The sequence below is a fragment of the Arthrobacter sp. 10N410 genome, from assembly GCF_056394945.1.
The window spans coordinates 240,640-261,787 of sequence record NZ_JBFTIP010000004.1 but is presented as its reverse complement, the minus strand read 5'-3'; the positions used below and the strand labels follow the sequence as shown (position 1 = coordinate 261,787).

Annotated in this window: 26 protein-coding genes; 21 read left to right on the top strand and 5 right to left on the bottom strand. The window is 68.0% G+C overall.

What is annotated here, in order from left to right:
• Window positions 1-14: 14 nt before the first annotated feature.
• Window positions 15-362 (bottom strand): hypothetical protein, encoded by a 348-nt coding sequence (locus AC1DB8_RS12255; protein WP_476893195.1) that lies wholly within the window; start codon window positions 360-362, stop codon window positions 15-17.
• A 141-nt stretch (window positions 363-503) separates the two neighbouring features.
• On the opposite strand from AC1DB8_RS12255, the gene AC1DB8_RS12250 reads away from it, so the two are divergent.
• Entirely contained in the window at window positions 504-806 is a 303-nt protein-coding gene (locus tag AC1DB8_RS12250) for a DUF4193 domain-containing protein (RefSeq protein WP_056741192.1), read from the top strand.
• Window positions 807-1,075: 269 nt separating this feature from the next.
• The gene (locus AC1DB8_RS12245) at window positions 1,076-1,636 is read left to right on the top strand and encodes an AMIN-like domain-containing (lipo)protein (protein WP_476893168.1); all 561 of its coding nucleotides are present in this window, start codon (window positions 1,076-1,078) and stop codon (window positions 1,634-1,636) included.
• Window positions 1,637-1,677: 41 nt separating this feature from the next.
• Here AC1DB8_RS12245 and AC1DB8_RS12240 read toward each other — a convergent pair whose 3' ends face one another.
• Genes AC1DB8_RS12240 through AC1DB8_RS12225 form a run of 4 tightly spaced genes read right to left on the bottom strand, consistent with a single transcriptional unit; the run spans window position 1,678 to window position 4,916 of the window.
• On the bottom strand, window positions 1,678-2,067 hold the full coding sequence (locus AC1DB8_RS12240) for a flagellar assembly protein FliW (RefSeq protein WP_476893167.1): 390 nt from the start codon (window positions 2,065-2,067) through the stop codon (window positions 1,678-1,680).
• The gene (flgL, locus tag AC1DB8_RS12235) at window positions 2,064-2,987 is read right to left on the bottom strand and encodes a flagellar hook-associated protein FlgL (RefSeq protein ID WP_476893166.1); all 924 of its coding nucleotides are present in this window, start codon (window positions 2,985-2,987) and stop codon (window positions 2,064-2,066) included. The genes AC1DB8_RS12240 and flgL overlap by 4 nt, the downstream gene beginning before the upstream one ends.
• A gap of 2 nt (window positions 2,988-2,989) precedes the next feature.
• Window positions 2,990-4,420 (bottom strand): flagellar hook-associated protein FlgK, encoded by a 1,431-nt coding sequence (gene flgK, locus AC1DB8_RS12230; RefSeq protein WP_476893165.1) that lies wholly within the window; start codon window positions 4,418-4,420, stop codon window positions 2,990-2,992.
• 10 nt (window positions 4,421-4,430) lie between these two features.
• Window positions 4,431-4,916 carry a flagellar protein FlgN gene (locus tag AC1DB8_RS12225; protein ID WP_441418211.1) on the bottom strand — a complete coding sequence of 162 codons (486 nt, stop codon included), beginning with the start codon at window positions 4,914-4,916 and terminating at the stop codon, window positions 4,431-4,433.
• A 295-nt stretch (window positions 4,917-5,211) separates the two neighbouring features.
• On the opposite strand from AC1DB8_RS12225, the gene AC1DB8_RS12220 reads away from it, so the two are divergent.
• The 19 genes from AC1DB8_RS12220 (at window position 5,212) to AC1DB8_RS12130 (ending at window position 21,084) form a co-directional block, all read left to right on the top strand.
• The gene (locus AC1DB8_RS12220; RefSeq protein ID WP_476893164.1) at window positions 5,212-6,096 is read left to right on the top strand and encodes a flagellin N-terminal helical domain-containing protein; all 885 of its coding nucleotides are present in this window, start codon (window positions 5,212-5,214) and stop codon (window positions 6,094-6,096) included.
• A 180-nt stretch (window positions 6,097-6,276) separates the two neighbouring features.
• Window positions 6,277-7,605, top strand: coding sequence for a flagellar filament capping protein FliD (fliD, locus tag AC1DB8_RS12215; RefSeq protein ID WP_476893163.1), 1,329 nt, complete (start codon window positions 6,277-6,279; stop codon window positions 7,603-7,605).
• Entirely contained in the window at window positions 7,605-8,114 is a 510-nt protein-coding gene (fliS, locus tag AC1DB8_RS12210) for a flagellar export chaperone FliS (RefSeq protein WP_441418214.1), read from the top strand. Before fliD ends, fliS begins: the two co-directional genes overlap by 1 nt.
• Complete coding sequence (locus AC1DB8_RS12205; protein WP_441418215.1) at window positions 8,107-8,508, top strand: hypothetical protein; 402 nt, start codon at window positions 8,107-8,109, stop codon at window positions 8,506-8,508. Before fliS ends, AC1DB8_RS12205 begins: the two co-directional genes overlap by 8 nt.
• Window positions 8,509-8,675: 167 nt before the next feature.
• The gene (locus AC1DB8_RS12200) at window positions 8,676-9,017 is read left to right on the top strand and encodes a flagellar basal body rod protein FlgB (protein ID WP_441418216.1); all 342 of its coding nucleotides are present in this window, start codon (window positions 8,676-8,678) and stop codon (window positions 9,015-9,017) included.
• Window positions 9,017-9,409, top strand: a complete 393-nt coding sequence (locus AC1DB8_RS12195; RefSeq protein WP_441418217.1) for a flagellar basal body rod protein FlgC — start codon at window positions 9,017-9,019, stop codon at window positions 9,407-9,409. The genes AC1DB8_RS12200 and AC1DB8_RS12195 overlap by 1 nt, the downstream gene beginning before the upstream one ends.
• Window positions 9,409-9,714, top strand: coding sequence for a flagellar hook-basal body complex protein FliE (gene fliE, locus AC1DB8_RS12190; RefSeq protein ID WP_441418218.1), 306 nt, complete (start codon window positions 9,409-9,411; stop codon window positions 9,712-9,714). Before AC1DB8_RS12195 ends, fliE begins: the two co-directional genes overlap by 1 nt.
• Complete coding sequence (fliF, locus tag AC1DB8_RS12185) at window positions 9,714-11,324, top strand: flagellar basal-body MS-ring/collar protein FliF (protein WP_441418219.1); 1,611 nt, start codon at window positions 9,714-9,716, stop codon at window positions 11,322-11,324. Before fliE ends, fliF begins: the two co-directional genes overlap by 1 nt.
• Window positions 11,321-12,337, top strand: a complete 1,017-nt coding sequence (fliG, locus tag AC1DB8_RS12180; RefSeq protein ID WP_441418220.1) for a flagellar motor switch protein FliG — start codon at window positions 11,321-11,323, stop codon at window positions 12,335-12,337. Before fliF ends, fliG begins: the two co-directional genes overlap by 4 nt.
• Entirely contained in the window at window positions 12,327-13,007 is a 681-nt protein-coding gene (locus AC1DB8_RS12175; RefSeq protein WP_441418221.1) for a FliH/SctL family protein, read from the top strand. Before fliG ends, AC1DB8_RS12175 begins: the two co-directional genes overlap by 11 nt.
• On the top strand, window positions 13,004-14,332 hold the full coding sequence (locus AC1DB8_RS12170) for a FliI/YscN family ATPase (protein WP_441418222.1): 1,329 nt from the start codon (window positions 13,004-13,006) through the stop codon (window positions 14,330-14,332). Before AC1DB8_RS12175 ends, AC1DB8_RS12170 begins: the two co-directional genes overlap by 4 nt.
• Window positions 14,329-14,763: a flagellar FliJ family protein gene (locus AC1DB8_RS12165; protein ID WP_441418223.1), complete on the top strand. Its 435-nt coding sequence runs from the start codon at window positions 14,329-14,331 to the stop codon at window positions 14,761-14,763. Before AC1DB8_RS12170 ends, AC1DB8_RS12165 begins: the two co-directional genes overlap by 4 nt.
• A complete protein-coding gene (locus tag AC1DB8_RS12160; protein ID WP_476893162.1) occupies window positions 14,760-15,452 on the top strand; it encodes a C40 family peptidase in 693 nt (230 codons plus the stop codon). The genes AC1DB8_RS12165 and AC1DB8_RS12160 overlap by 4 nt, the downstream gene beginning before the upstream one ends.
• Window positions 15,453-15,457: 5 nt before the next feature.
• Entirely contained in the window at window positions 15,458-17,089 is a 1,632-nt protein-coding gene (locus AC1DB8_RS12155; RefSeq protein ID WP_476893161.1) for a flagellar hook-length control protein FliK, read from the top strand.
• 18 nt (window positions 17,090-17,107) lie between these two features.
• Complete coding sequence (locus AC1DB8_RS12150) at window positions 17,108-17,542, top strand: flagellar hook assembly protein FlgD (protein WP_441418226.1); 435 nt, start codon at window positions 17,108-17,110, stop codon at window positions 17,540-17,542.
• Between the two features lie 30 nt (window positions 17,543-17,572).
• On the top strand, window positions 17,573-18,733 hold the full coding sequence (locus AC1DB8_RS12145; protein WP_476893160.1) for a flagellar hook protein FlgE: 1,161 nt from the start codon (window positions 17,573-17,575) through the stop codon (window positions 18,731-18,733).
• Between the two features lie 414 nt (window positions 18,734-19,147).
• Entirely contained in the window at window positions 19,148-19,435 is a 288-nt protein-coding gene (locus AC1DB8_RS12140; protein WP_441418228.1) for a flagellar FlbD family protein, read from the top strand.
• Between the two features lie 3 nt (window positions 19,436-19,438).
• Window positions 19,439-20,260: a motility protein A gene (locus AC1DB8_RS12135; protein WP_441418229.1), complete on the top strand. Its 822-nt coding sequence runs from the start codon at window positions 19,439-19,441 to the stop codon at window positions 20,258-20,260.
• Window positions 20,257-21,084 (top strand): OmpA/MotB family protein, encoded by an 828-nt coding sequence (locus AC1DB8_RS12130; RefSeq protein WP_441418230.1) that lies wholly within the window; start codon window positions 20,257-20,259, stop codon window positions 21,082-21,084. Before AC1DB8_RS12135 ends, AC1DB8_RS12130 begins: the two co-directional genes overlap by 4 nt.
• Window positions 21,085-21,148: the final 64 nt, after the last annotated feature.

Below are 21,148 nucleotides of genomic sequence, written 5' to 3'. Positions count from 1 at the left end.
GACGCAAACCGGCGCTAATCGGCGTCGATCTCTTCGAGGAGCTTCCGGGCTGCTTCGGCGATATCGTCGTGGCCGTGTTGCGCGGCCCGGCTCTCCAACGAAATGACGGCGCAGCGGTGGACTTTCTTGAAGTCGCCGAAGGGAAAGGTCACGCTGCCCTTGGTTCCCTCGGAAGCGTCCGGGTCCACCCCCAGATGCCAGTGGGAGAACTCCGCGAATCCGTTCTTTTCAATGAACTTGTTCTCCTGCTCGGCTGACGGTGAGTGCTCGCTCCAGTCGTCCCGGGTGTCCCGCTGGACCTTCCCGTCTTTGACCAGTCGGCGGGCGAGGGAGAGCGCTTGTTTGTTCAGTTTCGTAGCCATCATTGCCTCCAGATTGACCCTGTCCGGCGACGCTTAATGTCGCTTTCACCACACTATTCTTCATCTCCAAGGATGATGCCCTAAACTGCTTCACTGAGGTGCCTGAAATGGCGCTGCGCAGCAACGAAAGTGAACCCCGCTATGGCTACCGATTACGACGCCCCACGCAAGACAGAAGAAGAGTCTCCCGCTGAATCGCTGGAGGCCCTTCAGGCATCCCGTGGCGGCGGTGCCCAGACTGCTGTTATCGACGTCGACGAGAACGACACCGCTGAAGGCATCGACCTTCCCGGCGCCGACCTCTCCGGCGAAGAACTGACCGTCATTGTTGTTCCCGAGCAGTCCGACGAATTCACCTGTTCCTCCTGCTTCCTGGTCCGCCATCGGTCCCAGGTGGCCAAGGAAAAGAACGGCCTGAAGTACTGCCGCGACTGCGAAGGCTAAAGCCCTCCCGCCCGGACCCCCGGGCTCGTTTCGAGAATTTTGATTTACCCAAAGCAAAGCGCCGGACGCCCGCCAGGGCCCGGCGCTTTGCCGTACCCGCCCGCTGCCGAACCCAACTGACTCGCAGCAGGTGTCGTTTTGAACCCTCAAAACGACACCTGCTGCCAGTTAGTTGGGGCTAACGACCTCTCGTCAACCCAGACGGGCGGTTCTACTCTTGAGGTATCCGGGTGAGGTGGATGTCCGGATGATTCGAGGGGGCGGCTGTCGTGACAAAATCCCGAGCGAACAGGCTCACCGTCTGGCTGGTGGCCTTGCTGACGGCGGCCGGGCTGGGGCTCCTGGCGCCCGGGCCGGCCGCGGCGTCACCCTATTGCGGACTCGTGTGGGGATCGCTCGCCAAGGCCGACGCCGCCATGAGCCAGGCGAAGGTGGTCAACGTCCGGACTGGCCAGCACTACTGCTTCGACCGCCTCGTCATCGACCTCAACGGACCGGCGGCCGGCTACTCGGTGCGGTATGTGCCCCAGGTGGTGCAGGACGGTTCCGGCCTGCCGATCCAGCTGCGCGGCCAGGCCTTCATCCAGCTCACCGCCAACGCGCCGGCCTACGACGGGGGCGGGAAGTCCACCTACAACCCGGCCAACAAGGCCGAGCTGAGCAATGTTGCCGGGTACCAGACCTTCCGGCAGGTGGCCTGGGCAGGAAGCTTCGAGGGATATACCAGCCTGGGACTGGGGGTCCGCGCGCGGTTGCCCTTCCGGGTCTTCACCTTGGCCGGGCCTGGCTCGGGCTCCCGCTTGGTCATCGACGTGGCGCACTTCTGGTGACCAGGCTCTGCTGAGCCTGTGGCGCCCGACGGCGGTATCGGCTACAGCGCGCCGAGCTCCGCCCGAAGCGGGTACTCCTTGCCGTCCAGCACGAGCTGGGTGCAACGCCCGCTGGCCGGGTTGAACACGATCGGTGCCATCAGGTTCACCGTGGTGGACGCGGGGGAGTGGTTGACCACCACCAGCACCCGGGGCGAATCGCCGTCGGCAAGCTCCAGGGCTTCCAGCGCGGCGGCCGGAAGCGGCGGCGTATAGCCGGGGACGAAGACTGCGGCGTCCGCAAGGAACAGCCGCACCGGCGTGGAGCCGGATTCGAGGGCGAACAGGCCAGGGGCGCTGTCGATGTTCCGCAGGGCGAAGTCGTGTACCTTCTCCAACCCCGGCATCGGGGCAGTGAAGGTCACCGGGGTGCTGCTGAGGACGGAGTTCATCGCAGGAAGTCCATCAAGGTGGGCTGCAGGACCTTCGCCGTGGCGGCCAAGGCCACCTGGTAGTTGGTCTCCTGTAGCTTCAGGTCCATGATCACGCTGCCGAGGTCAGCTTTTTCGATGCCGGTCCGCTGGGCGTCCAAGGAAGCCTCCAATTCGGTGTTGACGTTTCCGGCACGTTCCAGCTGTGCCTGCCGTGTTCCAATTTCAGCACGGCCGTTGACGATGTTCTTGAAGGCGGTGTCGACGGCGGCCACCCGCGGGTCGATATCGGTGCCGGTCCGCAGGTCGGCCGCCAGCTTGCCCACGATGTCGAAGACGGAACCGGTGCCGTTGCCGAAGATCGTGGCGCCGTCGGCGTCAACCCGGACGGTCTGGGTGGCGCTGATCCGCCGCTCCACCGCGCTGGCACCCGTGCCGTTAAAAGTCGGCGGCGTGCCGGTGTCACTGGGAATACTGGGGTTGCGTGGCGTTCCGGTGGTGAAGGCGCCAGCGGCGTCCGAGTTGCCGGCGAAGATGTTCCGGCCCAGATGCTGGGAGTTGGCGATCGAAATCAGGTCCGTCTTCAGCGACTCCAGCTCGGCGGCGATCGCGTCCTTGCCGGACTGGTTCAGGGAGCCGTTGCCGGCCATCACGGTGAGGTCCTTGACCCGGCGCATCACGTTGGTGGCCTGCTCCAGCGCAGAATCCGCAGCGGTCAGCCAGGTGTTGCCGTCGTCAATGTTCCGGCCGTACTGGGCATTGGCCGCCTGAAGGGACCGCGTCGCCAAAGCCTGGGCCGTAGCGGCAGGGTCATCCGAGGGGCGGGAGATTTTGTTCAGCGAGGTGGCTTTTTCCTGCAGCTCGGCCAGCTTTGCCTGCTGGAACTGCAGCGTCCGCTGGGCGCTCGCATTCATGGTCAGGTTTGTTACCCGGTTCAGCATGATTACCTTCCTACCAGTCCGGTGCGGTTGATCAGGACGTCCAGGGCTTCGTCGACGGCGGTCATCACGCGGGCCGCCGCCTGATAGGCGTGCTGGTTGGAGAGCAGGTTGACGTTTTCTTCGTCCAGGCTCACCGACGCCTGCGAGGCGCGGCTGGTCGCCGCGGACGCCTGGGCCGCGGTGGTCAGGGACTCGCGCTGCTGTGCGCCGCGGGACTCGACGCCGATCCCCGTAACGATGCCGGACCACACTTTGTCCGGTGAGGCTGCTCCGGTACCAAGCTGCGAAATCTGGTCTGCGATGCTCGTGTCGAGGGCACCCGAGTCCGGCGCCCTGAGAGCAATGCCGGCGGTGCTGGCCGGACCTTTGATGCTGAGGGCGGCTGGGCCCGTGCCGCTGAGGGCGAAGAAGTCCTGCTTCGTTGCACCCGGATTCCCGGCGGAATCGTTCGGCAGCTGGCCTAGCTTATGAACGTCGTTGACCGACTTTGCCAACTCCTGGGCGAAGCCGTTGTACTTTTCGGCGGCCTCGGCAATAGCACCGCCGTTGCCCCCGGCAGCAGGAGCCAGCACGGAGAGGGCGCCAGCGATTTCACCGCCGTCGGAGGAAGCCACTCCCGCCGGGTTCTTCCAGAGCAGTTGCACGGTGGATCCGAGGGCATCCCCGGCCTGGCTGCCGGAGAGTTCCAGTTCCCGCACGGAGGTGCCCATTACGAGGGCATTGCCGCCGACATGGACGTCCACTGTGCCATCCGGCTGTTCGCGCACGGTGCCGCCGGCAAGCCGGGAAATGGTTTCGGTGAGTTTGGCGCGGGCGTCGATGAGTTCGTTCGCGGATCCGCCAGACGCCAGGGTGGAGCGGATGGTGGCGTTGTAGGCGGCCACCTGGTTGGCGGCGGCATTGACGACGCTGACGGCGTCGGCAGCCTGCGCGCGGACACTGCTCCACTGCCCTTGAAGGGCCTGGTAGGCGGAGGAAATCTTGGTCGTGAGGGAGTTGGCGGCGTTCAGCAGCAGACCCTTGGGGCCGTCCTCGCCAGGCTGGTTCGCGGCACCCTGCCACGCGGACCAGAACCCCTGGAGGGCGGCGGAGATGCCGTTGTCGCCGGGTTCCTGCAGGGTGGCCTCGATGCCTTGCAGGGCCGAGGAACGTATCCCGGCGTAGCCAGCCTGCGCACTGGCGGAGCGGACGCCGGCATCGAGGACGCTGCTGCCAAGCCGCGCGATGGCGTCAACCGAAACGCCCTGGCCCACCTGGACCGTGCCGCCGCTGAAGAGTCCGCGGGCCGGCGCGGCCAGAGCGGACTGCTCGACGCGCTGGCGGGTGTATCCCTCGGTGGCGGCGTTGGCGATGTTCTGGCCGGCAACGTTCATGCCCTGCTGGGCAGCAGTCAGCCCGCGGTAGGCGGTATTCAGGGCGCCGAAGGTGCTCATGGTCGCTTCCTTAGAATTGCTTGTCGAAGATGCGGGAGCCGGCGGATTCCCCGGTCTTGCCGTGGGCGTCGTACGTGCCGGGAGTGGCTGGCCGCAGATCGGCGAGGGACTCCTGGGTGGAGCGGACCGCGGTGCGCAAGTACTGCTCATTCGCATCGCGCAGTTCCTTGATCAGGGCAGTCTGGCGGGTCAGGGCTGCGAGATGCGCACTGAGCACCTCGGCCCAGGCGCCCTCCGGGGCCGCCTCAGCAAGCTCGCCGAGCGTGGCGTCGGTGGGCAGTCCCCACATTTCGGCGACGACGGCGGCTTCGATGGTGCGCGCGAGGCTTGCCTGGGAGAGGTGCCCCAGGACCTGCTCCACTTCCCGGGTGCCGTGGGGCAGCCAGCGGGACTTGCCGGAGGTGAGCAGCAGCTGCTCCTCTTCCAGCTTGAAAGTCAGAACGTCCAGAAGTTCACGCTCCCGCCACAGCAGGGCAGAAAGTTCGTGGATGGCCATGGTCCGGACGGCTCCCTCAGGTGTGTGGATAATACGGGCGAGTAACGCATTGGTGCAGAGGCGTTGTTGCATCGTGCGGACGGTGCAGTCTGCAGCAGGGTTCGTACAAACTATCGGCAGGGTTTCCGGACCCGTTAGCAGGAATAAGGCTGATGCCACGTGGATTAGGACAGGCGGGAAATTCCGAAAAGAATTTTGGATTTCTCCTTACCTGTGCAACACAAGTGGCGATAGCTACTGCTGAAGGCCCACGGATGGGCCATCGCTTACAGTCCCAAATCACGGAGGAAATACCATGGGCTTCGTTATTAACAACAACCTCGCGGCGAACAACTCGTACCGCAACCTCAACGCCACGCAGAACGACCTCTCCAAGTCCTTGGAGAAGCTGTCCACCGGCCTGCGCATCAACCGCGCCGGCGATGACGCAGCAGGCCTGTCCATCTCCGAGGGCCTGAAGGCACAGGTCACCGGTTCGGCCCAGGCCGCCCGCAACGCCCAGGACGGCATCTCTGTCATCCAGACGACTGAAGGCGCCCTGACCGAGGTTCACTCCATCCTGCAGCGCATGCGCGACCTCGCTGTCCAGGGTGCGAACGATACGAACAACGACAAGGCCCGTGACGCGATCAAGGCCGAAGGCGACGCTCTCGGCAAGGAACTGAACCGCCTCACCGAAGCTACCAACTTCAACGGCATCGACCTGCTGAAGGGTGCCTCCGGCACGGGAGTTACCGCAGACGCTACCGTCGCCACTGACGGCATTCTGAACATTCAGGTTGGCACGGGCAAGACGGCTGGAACCGATAGCATCGCTGTCAAGATTGGCGACGTCAGTACTGCTGTTGGTTCACTCTCAGGCACGGCTGATGCAGCCGACTTCCTGGTCGACAGCAGCACCAACGCCCAGACGACGATCGGTAAGATCGATGCCGCAATCGAGAACATTTCCAAGCAGCGTTCGGATCTGRGCGCTTCGMAGAACCGCCTCGAGCACACGATCAAGTCGCTGAACGTTGCCGGTGAGAACCTGCAGGCCGCTCAGTCCCGGATCGCCGACGTCGACATGGCTCAGGAAATGGTCAAGTTCACCAAGGCGAACATCCTGTCCCAGGCCGGCACCGCAATGCTGGCCCAGGCCAACCAGTCCAGCCAGGGCGTTCTTTCGCTCCTGCGCTAGGCCGGATCCGGTAGTCCAGCAGTGCGGCTGCCACTCTGATCGGACGAAAAGACACCCCCGATCATCAAGCTGCGGAGGGGCCGGACGATGGCAAAACCATCGTCCGGCCCTTACGTGCAACACCGATACTTCGGACTCAGCACCACCAACGAACGTTCTTGACAGCAAGGAGAGGCAGCGATGGGAATCTCACTCGACGGACTGGCCAGCGGGCTCGACACCACCGCCCTCATCAGCTCCATCATGCAGTCGGAGGCCCTCCCGCAAACGCTGCTCAAAAACAAGTCCTACGACATCCAGTCCATGGTGTCCGCCCTCCAGGGGCTCAACGGCAAGGTTGCCGCGCTGGCAACCCAGGCCACGGCCGCGGCCAAGCCCTTCGCCCTGGACCTCTATGCCGCGACCACGAGCAGCGACAAGGTCGTCGCCACCACTACCGCGGCTGCCAAAGCGGGCTCCCTCGACTTCCAGGTCACCAAGCTGGCCCAGACCCAGGTCACCGTGACACCCAAGGTCAACGCTGTTACCGGCTGGCCGTACACCACCATGACCATCAACAGCGGCGGCAAGGATTTCACGATCACCCCTGCGTCCAACAACCTGGACGACGTCGTGACCGCTGTCAACGCCGCCGGTGCCGGCGTCACCGCCAGCAAGGTCGACGTCGGCGGCGGAGACTTCCGGATCCAGTTCACCGCGACGAAGTCCGGCGCAGCCGGTGCGTTCACCATCACGGACCCTGGAACCACCTTCACCAACGTCAAGACCGCCCAGGACGCAGAAATTTCGCTCTGGCCGGGCACGACGGCAGCGCAGACCGTGACGTCGTCCAGCAACACCTTCACCAATCTTCTGCCGGGCGTCTCCATCACCGCCAAAGACGTCACCACCACGCCCGTGACCCTCACGGTGTCCCGCGACAACGCCGGCATCACGAAGCTGGCCTCCGACCTGGTTGACGGAGTGAACGGCATTTTCTCACTGGTTGCCAGCAAGACCGCGGTCAGCACCACCACAAACACCAGCGGCACTAGCGTCTCCGCCGGAGTCTTCGCCGGCGACAGCACCGTGCGTTCCGTGAACCAGAGCATCCTCTCCGCCGCCTCGCTGCCCGTCGGCACCCCGCCGCGGTCGCCGTCGGAGATCGGCATCAGCATCACCAAGACAGGTTCGATGGAGTTCGACGCCACCAAGTTCGGCGCCGCCCTGGCCGCCGACCCGGCCGGCACCGCCGCCAAGGTGCAGGAACTTGCCGGCCGCATCGCGACCGCGGCTACCAACGCCTCGGACAAGTACACGGGCACGCTGACCACCAAGATCACCGGCCAGCAGTCCGAGGTCCGGGATCTGGCTGACCGGATCAGCGACTGGGATATGCGGCTCGCCTCCCGCAAGGCCACCCTGCAGCGCACCTACTCCGGCTTGGAAACCGCGCTGAGCAACATGAAGGCGCAGCAGTCCTGGCTCACCTCCCAGCTCGCGGGCCTCTCCGGCGGGAGCGCCCAGTAATGACCAGCACGCCCTTCGGCGGCGGCTTCGGCGGCGCCGCCCAGCGCAACCAGTACCTCGCGGACTCGGTCCTCTCCGCCCCGCCGGCACGCCTCCTCACCATGCTCTACGACCGGCTCCTGCTGGACCTCGGCCGCGCCGAGAGCGCCCAGCAGGCCGCCAACTGGCCGGTCGCCTCGGAGAACCTGCTGCACGGCCAGGCGATCATCGCTGAGCTGATTTCCTCGCTCAAGACCGATGCCTGGGACGGCGCGGACGGCCTGCTGGGCCTCTACAACTATGCCTTCACGGCTCTCGTCAACGCCAACATCCAGCGGGACGCGGCACTGACGCGTGAAGCGATTGATTTGCTCGAGCCCCTGCGCCAGGCCTGGCACGAGGCCGCCGCGGCGATCCCGGCAGCCCAGCCGGCGTCTTCGGCCGCAGCCCCGGCAATCAAGCCGTTTGCAGCAGCCGGCGCCTGGGCCACGCAGCCGGGCTCCGGAGGCGGGAGCCTTGGGTTTGGCTGAGCCAGCCTTTCGGGGGGAATACGCGGCGGAATTCCCGCCCGCGGCGGAGCTTGCAGAAGATCCTGCCCTCGCCGCGTGGATGCTGGTGCTGGACGTGCTGGAGATGGCCGTGGTCGCTGCGGAGAAGACGCTGAAAGATCCGCTGGGACCACTCTCCTCGCCAGAGCAGCCGGTAGCGGCACTGCCGGCCGAGCGCTGGTCTCCGCCAACACTGAGCACGCCTTTGCCGCCGGAGGCGCGGCGCCGCGCCATGGCGCTCTCGGCGGCCCAGGAGCGCGTCGCCCGGCGACTGGAGGCAGCGAAGCACGACGTCGGCAGGCAGTTGCAGGCAGTCAGTTCGGTGCCCGGCATCGGCGACCCGGCGGGGGCAATTTACCTCGACGTCAACAGCTGAGCCTGCTGCAAAAACCGCCGTCGAACGGTTCATTGAAAAAACCCGAATAAACCTTTCACATTTTCTCTAACGCGGCGCTGAACAGTGCCGATAACCACAGTAAGAGCACGGATCGCTCGTTTACCGGCCACGGATCGGCCACCCCACAATTCCCCAGGCAGGACTCTGTGCTCGAATCCGTGACTTCCGCAGCCCTGGCCAGCGCCATGGACGGGCTGGCTTTGCGCCAACGCGCCATCGCGAACAACATCGCGAACGTCAACACACCGAACTACCACGCCAAGCGCGTCAGCTTTGAAGCTGCCCTTGCCGCGTCCGTGCAGTCCGGGGACGGCCACGCCGAGGCCACGACGGCGACCTCGCTCGAGCCCACCCAGCTCAACGGCAACAACGTCAATCTGGACACGGAAACCCTTTCCAACATCGACACGGTGCTGCGCTTCCAGTTCGCCGCCCGCGCCATCGGTGGGGAATTCAGCGCCGTCCGCGCCGCTATGAGGACCAACTAATGACCTTCGACGCAATCGGCATCGCCGGCTCCGCCCTCACCGTGCACCGCAAGTGGCTCGACGCGGTTTCGGACAACCTGGCCAACATGAACGACGCCTCCGCCACGTCCGGACCGGCGTTCCGCGCCAAGTACGTTGAAGCAGCCGAAGGCGCCGACGGCACCGGCGTGTACGTCAAAAGCACCCAGCTGGGCGACGGCGCGGGCCGCATCGTCTACCAGCCGGACCACCCGCTCGCCGACGCCAACGGCAACGTGAAGTACCCGGACATCGACATGGCCGAGCAGATGGGCGCCCTGATCATCGCCCAGCGCGGCTACCAGGCCAACGCCCAGGTCGTGGACCGCGCCCGCGAGACCTATCTCGCCGCACTTGAGATTGGAAGATCCTGATGCCTGTTTCGCCCATCGCGCCGGTCCAGGGCGTACTGCCCACGGACTACCTCTCCGGTGCCGCCTCGGTGCCTGCAACGGACGGTTCCGGTTTTGCCTCTTCCCTCACCGGCGCCGTTGACAACCTCCAGCAGCTGCAGTCGACGTCGAAAGAGCTCGCCGTCTCCGCCGTGACCGGCAACCTCGACGACATCCACAACGCCACCATCGCCGCCAGCCGGGCACAGATCACCCTTGAACTCGTGGCCACGGTCCGGAACAAGGGCGTTGACGCGTTCAACGAGATCATGAGGATGCAGGCCTGATGCCTCCGCAGATCACCGTCTTCTTCCAGCGCTTCGGCGCCGGCCTCAAGAGCTTCACCACCGGCCAGCGCACGCTAGCCGTCATCGGCGCCGCACTGCTGATTGTTGGCGTTGTCGCGCTCTCCGCCTGGCTCACCCGGCCCACCCTGGCGCCGCTGTTCTCCGGCCTCAAGGACACGGATGCGAACGGCATCGTGGAGCAGCTGCGCAAGGACAACGTCCCCTACGAGCTCAGCGACGGCGGCTCCACCATCCTCGTGCCGCAGGACAAGGTCTACGACGAGCGCCTCAAAGCCGCCGCCGCCGGCCTTCCGACCGCCGCGGCCACCGGCTACTCGCTGCTGGACAAGATGGGCGTCACGTCCTCCGAGTTCCAGCAGTCCGTGACCTACAAGCGCGCCCTCGAAGGCGAACTGGCCAGCACCATCTCCGCCATGGACGGCGTGAAGACTGCCGCGGTCCGGCTCGCCATCCCGGAAAAGACCGTCTTCGTCTCGAAGACCCCGGACACCACGGCCTCGGTCTTCGTCGAGACCGCGCCCGGCGTGACCCTCTCCGGCGACAAGGTCCAGGCCATCGTGCACCTGACCTCCGCCGCGATCGAGAACCTCAAACCTGCCAACGTCTCCGTGGTGGACTCGCAGGGCAACGTCCTCTCCACGGTGGGCGGCGGGGCAGCGGGATCCTCCTCCAAGCAGGCCGCCGACTATCAGCAGCGCACCGGCGACGCCGTCCGCGCCGTCCTGGACCGCGTAGTGGGTCCCGGCAACTCCACCGTGGCGGTCGCGGCAGATGTCACCGGAGAATCCGCCCAGCAAAAGAGCGAAACCTTCTCCAACACCCCCGGCGCGCTGCCGCTGAGCGAATCCTCCAAGACGGAAAAGTACAGCGGAGGCGCGGGCGGTGCCGCCGGCGTCCTCGGACCGGACAACATCGCGGTCCCCGGCGGAACCAGCGGCAACGGCAGCTTCGACTCCACGACCGCGACCAAGAACAACGCCGTCAACAAGGTCACCGAGGACCGGGTCATCCCGCCGGGCGCCGTGAAGCGCCAGACCATTTCGGTGGCTGTCAGCCAGTCCGCCGCGGGCGGGCTGAACATCGGCTCACTCACCGCGCTGGTGACCTCCGCCGCCGGCGTCGACAAGGCCCGGGGCGACACCGTCACCGTCGAGGTGATCCCGTTCAGCACCGCGGCCGCGGATGCGGCCAACGCCTCCCTCGACGCGGCCAAGGCTGACCTCGAGGCCCAGAAGCAGCAGGCGTTCTTCGCAACCCTGGTCACGGCCGGCAGCATCCTGCTCGGACTGCTGATCCTGGCCCTGGTCGTCACCATCATCCTGCGCCGCCGCCAGAAGCGTGAGCCGGTGGACCTGGGCGAGCGCCTGGACCTGCTGCCGGCGATCCCCGCTGTGACGGCCATCGATCCGGCCCCCGCGACGTCGGCCATCCCGCTGACGGCCCTGCCGCTGCAGCCGCTGCCGGCGCCGCCCATGGAGGTGCTGGAAGCCGAACGCCGCATGCAGGAGATCGACAACATGGTCGCCGCCAACCCGGAGAAGGCAGCCGACTACCTCCGCAGCCTCATGGATGACAGGCAGCCCGCATGAAACTCGCCGAATCGACCCTCACCGGCACCCAGCGCGCCGCCGTCGTCCTGATGCAGATGAGTCCGCCCAACGCGGCCCGGGTGATGGCACAGTTGACGGACTCCGAGGCGGAGGAAATCGCCGCCGAGATTGTCCGCCTCCGCAAGGTGGATCCGGAGGTCGCCGAGCAGATCATGAAGGACTTCCACGAGGCTGCCCTGAGCAGCCCGCGGCAGGCCCGCGGCGGCCGTGAGCTCGCCGAAGGCCTGCTCGAGGCCTCCTTCGGCTCGGAAAAGGCCGCCGGCCTGATCAACCGGCTGACCGTCAACATGGCCGGCAAATCGTTTGAGTTCCTCGAAGACATCGAACCGGTGCAGATCCTCGCGCTGATCGACGGCGAACTTCCGCAGACCATCGCGCTGGTCCTGGCCCACCTGAGCCCGCGCAAGGCCTCGGCCGTGATGTCCGGGCTGCCCGGCTCGCTGCGGGCCGACGTCGCGCTCAGCATCGCCACCATGGGCTCGGGCGCGCCGGAAGCCATCGGCATCGTCGCGGACACCCTGAAGCTGCGCGGCGGCGCGGCCGTCTCGCAGCAGGCCTCCAAAGTGGTCGGCGGCATCCAGCCGCTGCTGGAAATCATCAACCGGACCGACGCCGGCACCGAACGCTCCGTCCTGGACGGGCTCGACCTGCTGGATCCGGACCTCGCCGTGGAAATCCGCGCCCAGATGGTGACCTTCGACGACATCGTCAAGCTGGAACGCCGCGACGTGCAGCTGGTGCTCCGCGGCCTGGACGCCTCCGTGCTCGCCGTGGCCATGAAGGGCGCCACCGAACCGGTGCTGGAAACCATCACCACCAACGTCTCCGGCCGCAACCTCGAAATCCTCGAATCCGAGATGGCGGCACTGGGACCGCTGCGCGCCTCGCAGATCGAGGAGGCGCGGGCCGCCGTCGTCCGCTCCATCCGCGAGCTCGAAGCCGAAGGCCAGATCACCATCCAGCGCGGGGACGAAGAAGACTATGTTTACTGACGGGTCGTTTACGGACGCCGGCTCCGCCGAAAGCGCCCCGGCCCGCATCGTCTTCCCCTCGCTGCGGTCCAGCGGACCGGCCAACGAGCAGGCCGGCTACACCGAGGGCCACGCCGCGGGCTACGCCGCGGGTGTCCGCGCCGCCGCCAAGGAACAGCGCCGCTGGCGCGACCGGATGGCTGCCGAGCAGGCCGCCTCGCTCGCCGCCGGGCAGCAGGACCTGGACCGTGCCGTCCGCGCCCTCGCCGTGGCCCGCACCGACTTCGCGCACCGCAACGTCCAGGCCCTGTACGACGCCGAAGAGGTCCTGGCCCGTACCGCGCTGGAACTGGCCGAGGCCATCCTCGGCTACGAACTTGCCGAGGGCACCCGGACGGCCCGCGCCGCCCTGGACCGCGCCCTGTCCGGAAACGACGCCGCCACCGTGCTGGCCATCCGGCTGCACCCGGCCGACATCGAGGTGCTCGCCAAGGAAGGCCAGGACCTGCCGGCCGGCCTTCCGCTGCTCGCCGACGCGTCCCTGCAGCGCGGCGACGCGAAGGTGGAATACCAGCAGGGCTGGCTGGACGCCAGCCTGGGCAGCGCCCTGGCCCGCGCCAAGGCGGCCCTGATGGGGGACCAGCAGTGGCCCGCCGATGCCCCGGATTCGCTCTCCGGCGGGCAGCCATGATCGCCCAGTGGCGCCCCAAGGGCGACGACTTCGCGGCTGCCCTCGCCGCGGCCGCGCCGCAGCGCGTCGGCACCGTCACCTCCGTGATGGGCCTGGGCCTGGAAGTGTCCGGCCTGGACTGCGCCCTCGGTGACCTGGTCACCGTGGGGGAGAACCCCGGACTCGACGCCGAGGTCGTGGCGGCCCTGGACGGCTCCGTGCGCTGCATGCCGCTCGGGCGCCTCGCCGGCGTCGCCGCCGGAGACCCGGTCCGCGCCAAGGGCGGCACCGTGCTGGTCCCCACCGGTGCGGGGCTCTTCGGCCGCGTCATCGACGGCCTCGGCCGCCCGATCGACGGCAAGGGCCCGCTGCTCAGCGGACCGCGCGTGCCGATCGACAACGAGGCGCCGAACGCCATGAAACGCGCACGGATCGACACCGCGCTGCAGACCGGCGTCCGGGTGCTGGACACCATGACCACCCTGGGCAAGGGCCAGCGCATGGGCCTCTTCGCCGGCTCCGGCGTCGGCAAGTCTTCACTGCTGTCCATGATCGCCCGCGGCACCGACGCCGAAGTATCCGTGATCGCCCTCGTGGGGGAGCGCGGCCGCGAAGTCCGCGAATTCCTGGAGGACGACCTTGGCCCCGCCGGGCTGGCCCGCTCGGTCGTCGTCGTCGCCACCTCCGATGAGCCGGCGCTGATGCGCATGCGCGCCGCGTTCACGGCCACCCGGATCGCCGAGTCGTTCCGGGACCAGGGCCAGGATGTTGTGCTCATGATGGATTCGCTGACCCGCGTGGCCATGGCCCAGCGCGAGATCGGCCTCTCCGCCGGCGAGCCCCCCGCTACCCGCGGCTACCCGCCGTCGACGTTCTCCGTCCTGGCCCGGCTGCTGGAGCGGGCCGGCACCGCCGAGGCCGGCTCAGTGACCGGCATCTACACCGTGCTGGTGGACGGCGACGACCACAATGAACCCATCGCCGATGCCGCCCGGTCCATCCTCGACGGCCACGTGGTGCTGGACCGGAAGCTCGCCGTGACGGGACACTTCCCCTCGGTGGACGTGCTGGGTTCGGTCTCGCGCGTCGCCTCCAAGGTCAACGCCCGTCACCACCTCGACGCGGCCTCCACGCTGCGCAGGGTCCTCGCGGCCCGCAAGGCAGCCCAGGACCTGATCGACGTCGGCGCCTACCAGGCCGGGACCAACCCGCTGGTGGATGCCGCCCTGGCGCATGAGGACTCCGTCAGCGGCTTCCTGCAGCAGCCGATGGACGAGTCCACCCCCCACCCCGAGTCCTGGCGTCAGCTGGACCACCTCACTTCGATCCTGGGAGCCGCGGCATGAACCGGCAATTCTCGCTCGCGGGGCTGTTGCGCCTCCGCCAGATCCAGCAGGACCAGGCGGCGTCCGGGCTGGCCCGCGCCCGTTCCCGGTCCACTTCGGTCCGGGCCCGGGAAGCCTCGGCCCGCCGGCAGCTGTCCGCCACCGACGAGGACATCGTCAGCTCCGCGTCGCTGCGCGCCGTCGCGGCGTCCCGCGCGGCGTCCCACAGCATGCTGGCGGACCTGGAGAACCTGGCCCGCGCAGCCGAGACGGACGAGGCCGCGGCGCGCGAGGAATTCATCGCCGCCCGCACCCGGTCCGTCGGCCTGGAAAAGCTGCAGGCCCGCCACCACGCCGAAGTGAACACCGCGGAGCTGCGCGCCGAACAGTCCACCCTGGACGAGATTTCCTCGACGATCTGGCACCGGGACGAACAGCAGGTGCGCTCATGAGCATGACCGAGGCGCTGGGCCGCATGCAGGGCATCCAGTCGATGATCGCTGAGCTCACCCGTCCCACCCAGACCGAAAGCGCCGCCGCGGCGCTGAAGTCCGCCGCAGCCACGTCCCTCGCGACCGGGACCGGCACCGGCGACGCCGGCTCCTTCACGGAGGCGCTGACCGCGGCCCTCGGCGGAAGCGCAAGCGCCTCCGGAACGGATCGCTCATCCCTGGCCGGCGGCCTGGGCCTGGGCGGCACCGCGGGCATCGGCGCCTTCAAGGGGCTCACCGCACCGGCACCCGCTGTGCCGGTAGCTGCAGGCAGCGCGACCGGCACGGACGTGGTGGCCATGGCCAAGAAGTACATCGGGGTGCCCTACGTCTGGGGCGGCACCAACCCGGCCACCGGGATGGACTGCTCTGGCTTCACGCAGCGGGTCTTCAAGGACCTCGGCGTCGAGCTTCCGCGGGTCGTAAGCGACCAGATGAAGCAGGGAACCCCGGTGGCGTCCCTGGCCGAGGCCAAGCCCGGCGACCTGCTGATCAGTTTCGGCGGGAATCACATCTCCATCTACCTCGGCAACGGCAAAGCCATCGACGCGCCCGTGCCAGGCAAGACCATCCAGATCCGCGACGCCTGGGAGCAACAGTCCAACCTGACCTCCATCCGGCGGATCGTCCCGGCGGGAGGCGCCGCATGAAGGGCATGACTTCGATAGACCTGGCGACTGCGCTCGCCGGGTCTCCGGTGCAGGCCCGCGGCGCCCAGCAAGGGAGCCGCGCGCGCACAGACAGTGGGGCGCCCGACGCCGGCGGATTCGGGTCCGTGCTGAGCGACGCGGTGAGCCACGAGGCAGCTTCCGCTGCCCCGTCGTCCGTCGCGGCTGCCCCCTCGTCCACCGCTACGGCGCCCGGCGAGGCCACCGCTACGGCGCCCGGGACCGCCGCGGCGCCCGGCGAGGCCGAGACATCGAAAGACGGGGCCCCGGCGGACGCCCCCGCCCAGGACGCAACTGCTGCCACTGAGGGCTCCGCCGCTGCGTCAGCGGCCGATGCCGGCATCCTGGCCGCTTCGGCCCAGTTCGCCGCAGCGATCCAGCCCGCCGCGGCCGCGGGGGAGACTACGGCCGCGACGGCGGAACCCGGCGGCATCGCCCCGCCGTCTGTGAGCCCAGCAGCAGCTTCCGGTCAGGTCTTTGTGGACCCGCGGCTGGCGCCCTCGACCGGCGCTGTGACAGCCCCGTCCGCGGGGGAGATTGCGGCCGCGCCCGCTCCGGTCGCGGCGTCCGTTGCCGGCGGTGTCGCCCTGCGCCACGAACCGGCGAGCAACCCAGCAGCGGGCCCCGCAGCAGCCGGCCTCGCCACAACACCGCAAGCCGGTGCGGCGCCTCCGGGCATCGTCCTTCCGGCCGCCGCGGCTCAGGCTGCCCTCCGCCCGGCGGGCGTCCCGGCGGGTGGCAAGCCGGCCGCTGGCACGGCTGCCGGCGTCGTTCCCGCCCAGGCTGTTGCCGCGGCTGGAGCCACGACCGCCCCCGCCGCGCCCGCGGATCCCGCTGCGGCGCTGCCCCCGGCAGCCGCTCCGGCGACGGGAGTTCCGCCGACGGCGGCGCAGACCGCAGCGGCGCCCACCGCTGCCGGCACGGCGGCACCGGGCCTGCCCGGCGTCGTCGTCGGGACCGGAGGGAGGTTCCCCGGCGGGGCCCCCGACGCTCCCGCCGAGAGCCGTCCGGCTGCTCCCGCAGCGACGGACAGCGTGGCCGCTGCCGGAGCCGCGGCGGTGGCCCCGCCCGCGCCGGGCCCGGCCCGCAGCACGGCACTACCGGCGGCCGCGACTCCGGCTCCGGCCCAGCAGCCCGCCCTCACCCCGCAGCTGGCAAAGCCGCTGTTCACGCTCGCTGCGGCCCCGCACGGCCAGCACATCATGACCCTGAAAGTTACCCCCGAGGACCTCGGTCCGCTGACCGTGCGCGCCCACATCGACGGCGCCGGCGTTCGGATCGAACTGTTCGCTCCCGGGGACACCGGCCGGGAAGCGCTGCGCGGGATCCTGCCGGAACTGCGCAAGGAACTTGCCGACGCCGGCTTCGGTGCGACCCTCGACCTCTCGGACCACAGCGGACCGGCGGGCCGGGGCCAGGACGCAGGAGGGGACGCGGGACAGGGTGCAGCCGGCCGCGAAGCCTCCGACGCCGGCAGCGCCGGCTCGGGACCCGGCGGCCGGAACGGGCCCGGCGAACCGCGGCCCGGGCACCGGTGGGACGCCCTGGCGGACCAAGCGTCGCTGCGCAGCACCAGGATCCTGAACGGTCCCCAAACCACCCTCGACATTCTCGTCTGACACGAAGGAACCCGACCCATGACTATCCAGCCCATCGCCCCGCAGCCGGTTACGGCCGCGGGGACGACCCCGCAGGCTGCCGCCGTCCGGGCCCCCGTGCAGTCCATGGACGCCAACGTGTTCATGACCCTCCTCGTGGCCCAGCTCAAGAACCAGAACCCCAGCGCCCCCATGGATACGAACCAGATGATGGCGCAGACCATCCAGCTTTCCATGATGGAAAAGATGACCGAACTGACTTCCAACAGCAAGGAGGGATTCTCCCTCCAGATGCGCTCGGCAGCATCACAGCTGATCGGCCACTCCGTTGACTACAAACTCGCCGACGGCACCACCGGCACCGGAATCGCCAGCTCGGTTTCCTTCGCCGACGCAGTACCGACCGTCAAGGTCGGCGATCTCTCCATCCCCCTCGACTCCATCACCGGCCTTACCGCGCCGGCCGCTTCCTGACCAGTTTCCTCCCGTAGAAAGGCAGTTCCCATGCTCCGCTCGCTGTACTCCGGAATCTCCGGCCTTCGTGCCCACCAGACCATGCTGGATGTCACCGGCAACAACATCGCCAACGTCAACACGGCCGGCTTCAAGGCGTCCTCCACGCAGTTCCAGGACACCCTCTCGCAGCTGACCCAGGGCGCGTCCGCGCCGCAGGGTGAGTCCGGCGGCAGCAACCCGGCGCAGATCGGCCTCGGCGTCCGCGTCGCCGGCGTCAGCAGCAACTTCGCCCAGGGCTCCTCGCAGAGCACCGGCCGCGCCACGGACATGATGATCTCCGGCGACGGCTTCTTCGTCACCAGCAAGGGCGGCCAGCAGCTGTTCACCCGTGCGGGATCCATGACGTTCGACGCTGCCAGCCAGCTCGTCAGCCCGGACGGCGGCATCCTGCAGGGCTGGACCGCCAACAACGGCAAGGTGGACCAGGCGGGTGCCATTGGCGACATCACGCTTAACCCCAACACCATGATCGCGACCCCCACGACCTCCATGACGCTGGACGGCAACCTGCCCGCGGACGCCGGTTCGGCGTCGTTCGACCGCGTGGTCAAGGTCTACGACTCCGTCGGCGCCGCCAGCAACCTCACCCTCACCTTTGTCCAGCAGCCTGGCGGCTGGGGTGTGTCCACCGACGGCGGCGCCACCATCGCGGACCGGATGAGCTTCACCGACGGCCGGCTGACCTCTCCGGGCAAGCTCAACGTTGCGGGCAAGACCATCGACGTAAGCCAGGTGTCCTCCTTCGCAGGCATGAGCTCGCTCACCGTCAGCGGCCAGAACGGCACCCCGGCCGGGAAGCTGGAATCCTTCACCCTCGGCAATGACGGCTCCCTGATCGGGTCCTTCAGCAACGGCACCAAGCAGGTCCTGGCCAAGATCGCGCTGGCGAAGTTCACCAACCCGGCCGGCCTGGAGAAGGCCGGCGGATCCTCCTACGTCGCCACAGCCAACTCCGGCAACGTCCAGCTGGGCGCGGCCGGCGACCCGGGCATCGGCACCCTGGCCGGCGGCTCGCTGGAGATGTCCAACGTGGACCTGTCCCAGGAATTCACCAACCTGATCGTCGCCCAGCGCGGCTTCCAGGCCAACGCCCGCATCATCACCACCTCGGACGAGGTCCTGCAGGAGCTCGGCAACCTCAAGCGCTAACCCCTGGCGCACCGCGGTCCAAGGTCGCCAGCGAGGGGCGCACGGAAGACAGCCACGGGACTCATCCAGCTCCGAGGACCCGAGCTGTCCGCCGCATGCACCCGTTCGACGGCAGACGCGGTGCCGGCCGTGCTTTTTCGCACCGGTTTTGGAAAAACGCGGCGCGGGCGGCCTGATGCGCCCCGGATCCGGGGCGCGCAGGTCCGTTTCCGCCGCGGGTGTCCGTTGCCGTAGCGAAATTCGGGCGAACGAAGGCCGTGGAACGGCGGGCCACATGGAAGGGGTCCCTTGGGGACCCCTTTCGTGTGTCCGCGGCGCCTAACGAAAGCGCGGGGGCGGCCGACAGTAAGGGGAGAACACCCCTACCCGCCGCTTGGCCGCACCGCCAGGCAGTCCCCAGAGCAGAATCGGCCCATGATCGTTGTCACACGCCTCAACGGAACGCGCTTCGCGGTCAATCCGGACCTGATTGAACGGATCCACGAGAGTCCGGACACCCACCTGGTCACGCTCGACGGCGCCGCTTATGTTGTGCTCGAAAGCCTGGCCGAGGTGGTCGAGCTGATTGCCGACTACCGCGCCTACGTCCTGAACAAGGCGCGGGATTTCCCCGCCGTCACGGGCTACCCCTTGAGCCTGGTCCCGCCTGCCGGACCGGACGACGATGCCGACGCCTCCGCACCTGAACCACCAAGGAAGTAAGCCATGGATCCCGCAACAATCATTGGACTGCTCCTCGCGTTTGGTTCCGTCGTCACCATGGTGGTCATTGAAGGTGGCAGCATCTCCGGCCTGCTGCTGCCCGGGCCCCTGGTCCTGGTCTTCGGGGCAACCCTGGCCATCGGGCTGGCCGGCAACACGCTCAAGGACGTGATCCAAGCGTTCAGGGCCGTGCCGGCAATGTTCATGGGAAAGACGTCGAAGCCCCAGGAAAGCATCGACCAGATGGTCCGCTTCGCGGAAAAGGCGCGCGCCGAGGGCCTGCTCTCCCTTGAGGAAGAGGCCGCGAGCGTCAAGGATCCGTTCCTGGCCCGAGCCCTGCAGAACATCGCAGACGGCACCGACGCCGAGGACCTCCGGCTGCAGATGGAGGACGAGATTGACACGAAGTCCCGCAGCGACCACGCGTCGTCGAAGTTCTTCGCCAGCCTCGGCGGCTACGCCCCTACCGTGGGGATCGTCGGAACTGTCGTGTCCCTCACCCACGTCCTCGAAAACCTCTCCAAGCCGGACGAACTGGGGCACATGATCGCCGCCGCCTTCGTCGCGACCCTGTGGGGCCTGCTCTCGGCCAACTTCATCTGGCTGCCGTTCAGTTCGCGACTGGCCAGGCTCTCCGAGTTGAACATCGAACGCATGACCCTCGTGATGGAGGGCATGCTCGCCGTGCAGTCCGGCGCCCAGCCCCTGCTGCTGGCCGAACGGCTCCGTTCCATGGTCCCGGAGCACCAGCTCAAGAGCGCCGACAAGGGCCGCAAGGCGCCCAGCGGTGACGGCACCGCGGAGTCGATGGACACCGCAGCGTGAGCGGACGCCGCCGGCCCCGCAAGAAACCCGAAGCGCACCACGTCGACGAACGCTGGATGGCCTCCTACATGGACATGGTCACCGTGCTCATGTGCCTCTTCATCGTCCTTTACGCCATGTCCACGGTCGACGCGAACAAGTTCGAGAAGCTGCGCAACTCGCTCGCCACCGGGTTCGGCGCGGTGGCCTCGGAAACCGTGGACACCGCCTCCGGGACCGTGGTCCCGCCCGAATTCGTCAACAAAGACCTCGAGGCCTTTGCCGCCGTCCAGTCGGACGACAAGAAAGCCCAGGACGCAGCCCTCGCCGCCGCGAAGAAAGAAGTGGACCGGCTGCGCGCCCTCGAGAAAAAAATGAAGGCCGGCCTGGCCGCCGCCGGGCTCAGCCAGAACGTGGAGTTCCAGATCGACCAGCGCGGCCTGACGGTCAAGCTCATCGGCTCCCAGGCCTTCTTCGCCCCCGACCGGCCCGAGCTCACCAACCGCGCGTCCCAGGTGCTGCACATCATCTCGCCCATCCTCGGCCCCGCGGCGCTGGAGATCATGGTGGAAGGCCACGCGGCGAAGGGCATTACCGCGTACCCGTCCACCTGGGAACTGTCCTCGGCGCGCGCGGTCAACGTGCTGCGCTACATGGTGGACCGCGGCGGGATCCCGCCGCAGCGGATCGGGGCCGTCGCCTTCGGCTCGGCCCGCCAGGTCAACGACGATTCCACGCCGGCGCTGATGGAGCGGAACCGGCGGGTGGACATCGTAGTCATCTCCGACAAGCCCGACGTCGTCCGGGCCCTCATTCCCCAGGCCTTGAAGCTGACCCAGAAATAGCGCCTCTTTCGCGTGCTGTCTAACGCCCCGTGTATTGCCTGGGGCAGACTGCTTACGACGGCGG

Bases quoted from the DNA above. Each gene is read 5' to 3' on its own strand.
- AC1DB8_RS12255 (WP_476893195.1), bottom strand. From the start codon at position 362: ATGGCTACGAAACTGAACAAACAAGCGCTCTCCCTCGCCCGCCGACTG.
- AC1DB8_RS12250 (WP_056741192.1), top strand. From the start codon at position 504: ATGGCTACCGATTACGACGCCCCACGCAAGACAGAAGAAGAGTCTCCC.
- AC1DB8_RS12240 (WP_476893167.1), bottom strand. From the start codon at position 2,067: ATGAACTCCGTCCTCAGCAGCACCCCGGTGACCTTCACTGCCCCGATG.
- flgL (WP_476893166.1), bottom strand. From the start codon at position 2,987: ATGCTGAACCGGGTAACAAACCTGACCATGAATGCGAGCGCCCAGCGG.
- flgK (WP_476893165.1), bottom strand. From the start codon at position 4,420: ATGAGCACCTTCGGCGCCCTGAATACCGCCTACCGCGGGCTGACTGCT.
- AC1DB8_RS12225 (WP_441418211.1), bottom strand. From the start codon at position 4,916: ATGGCCATCCACGAACTTTCTGCCCTGCTGTGGCGGGAGCGTGAACTT.
- fliD (WP_476893163.1), top strand. From the start codon at position 6,277: ATGGGAATCTCACTCGACGGACTGGCCAGCGGGCTCGACACCACCGCC.
- fliS (WP_441418214.1), top strand. From the start codon at position 7,605: ATGACCAGCACGCCCTTCGGCGGCGGCTTCGGCGGCGCCGCCCAGCGC.
- AC1DB8_RS12195 (WP_441418217.1), top strand. From the start codon at position 9,017: ATGACCTTCGACGCAATCGGCATCGCCGGCTCCGCCCTCACCGTGCAC.
- fliE (WP_441418218.1), top strand. From the start codon at position 9,409: ATGCCTGTTTCGCCCATCGCGCCGGTCCAGGGCGTACTGCCCACGGAC.
- fliF (WP_441418219.1), top strand. From the start codon at position 9,714: ATGCCTCCGCAGATCACCGTCTTCTTCCAGCGCTTCGGCGCCGGCCTC.
- fliG (WP_441418220.1), top strand. From the start codon at position 11,321: ATGAAACTCGCCGAATCGACCCTCACCGGCACCCAGCGCGCCGCCGTC.
- AC1DB8_RS12175 (WP_441418221.1), top strand. From the start codon at position 12,327: ATGTTTACTGACGGGTCGTTTACGGACGCCGGCTCCGCCGAAAGCGCC.
- AC1DB8_RS12170 (WP_441418222.1), top strand. From the start codon at position 13,004: ATGATCGCCCAGTGGCGCCCCAAGGGCGACGACTTCGCGGCTGCCCTC.
- AC1DB8_RS12165 (WP_441418223.1), top strand. From the start codon at position 14,329: ATGAACCGGCAATTCTCGCTCGCGGGGCTGTTGCGCCTCCGCCAGATC.
- AC1DB8_RS12160 (WP_476893162.1), top strand. From the start codon at position 14,760: ATGAGCATGACCGAGGCGCTGGGCCGCATGCAGGGCATCCAGTCGATG.
- AC1DB8_RS12155 (WP_476893161.1), top strand. From the start codon at position 15,458: ATGACTTCGATAGACCTGGCGACTGCGCTCGCCGGGTCTCCGGTGCAG.
- AC1DB8_RS12150 (WP_441418226.1), top strand. From the start codon at position 17,108: ATGACTATCCAGCCCATCGCCCCGCAGCCGGTTACGGCCGCGGGGACG.
- AC1DB8_RS12145 (WP_476893160.1), top strand. From the start codon at position 17,573: ATGCTCCGCTCGCTGTACTCCGGAATCTCCGGCCTTCGTGCCCACCAG.
- AC1DB8_RS12140 (WP_441418228.1), top strand. From the start codon at position 19,148: ATGATCGTTGTCACACGCCTCAACGGAACGCGCTTCGCGGTCAATCCG.
- AC1DB8_RS12135 (WP_441418229.1), top strand. From the start codon at position 19,439: ATGGATCCCGCAACAATCATTGGACTGCTCCTCGCGTTTGGTTCCGTC.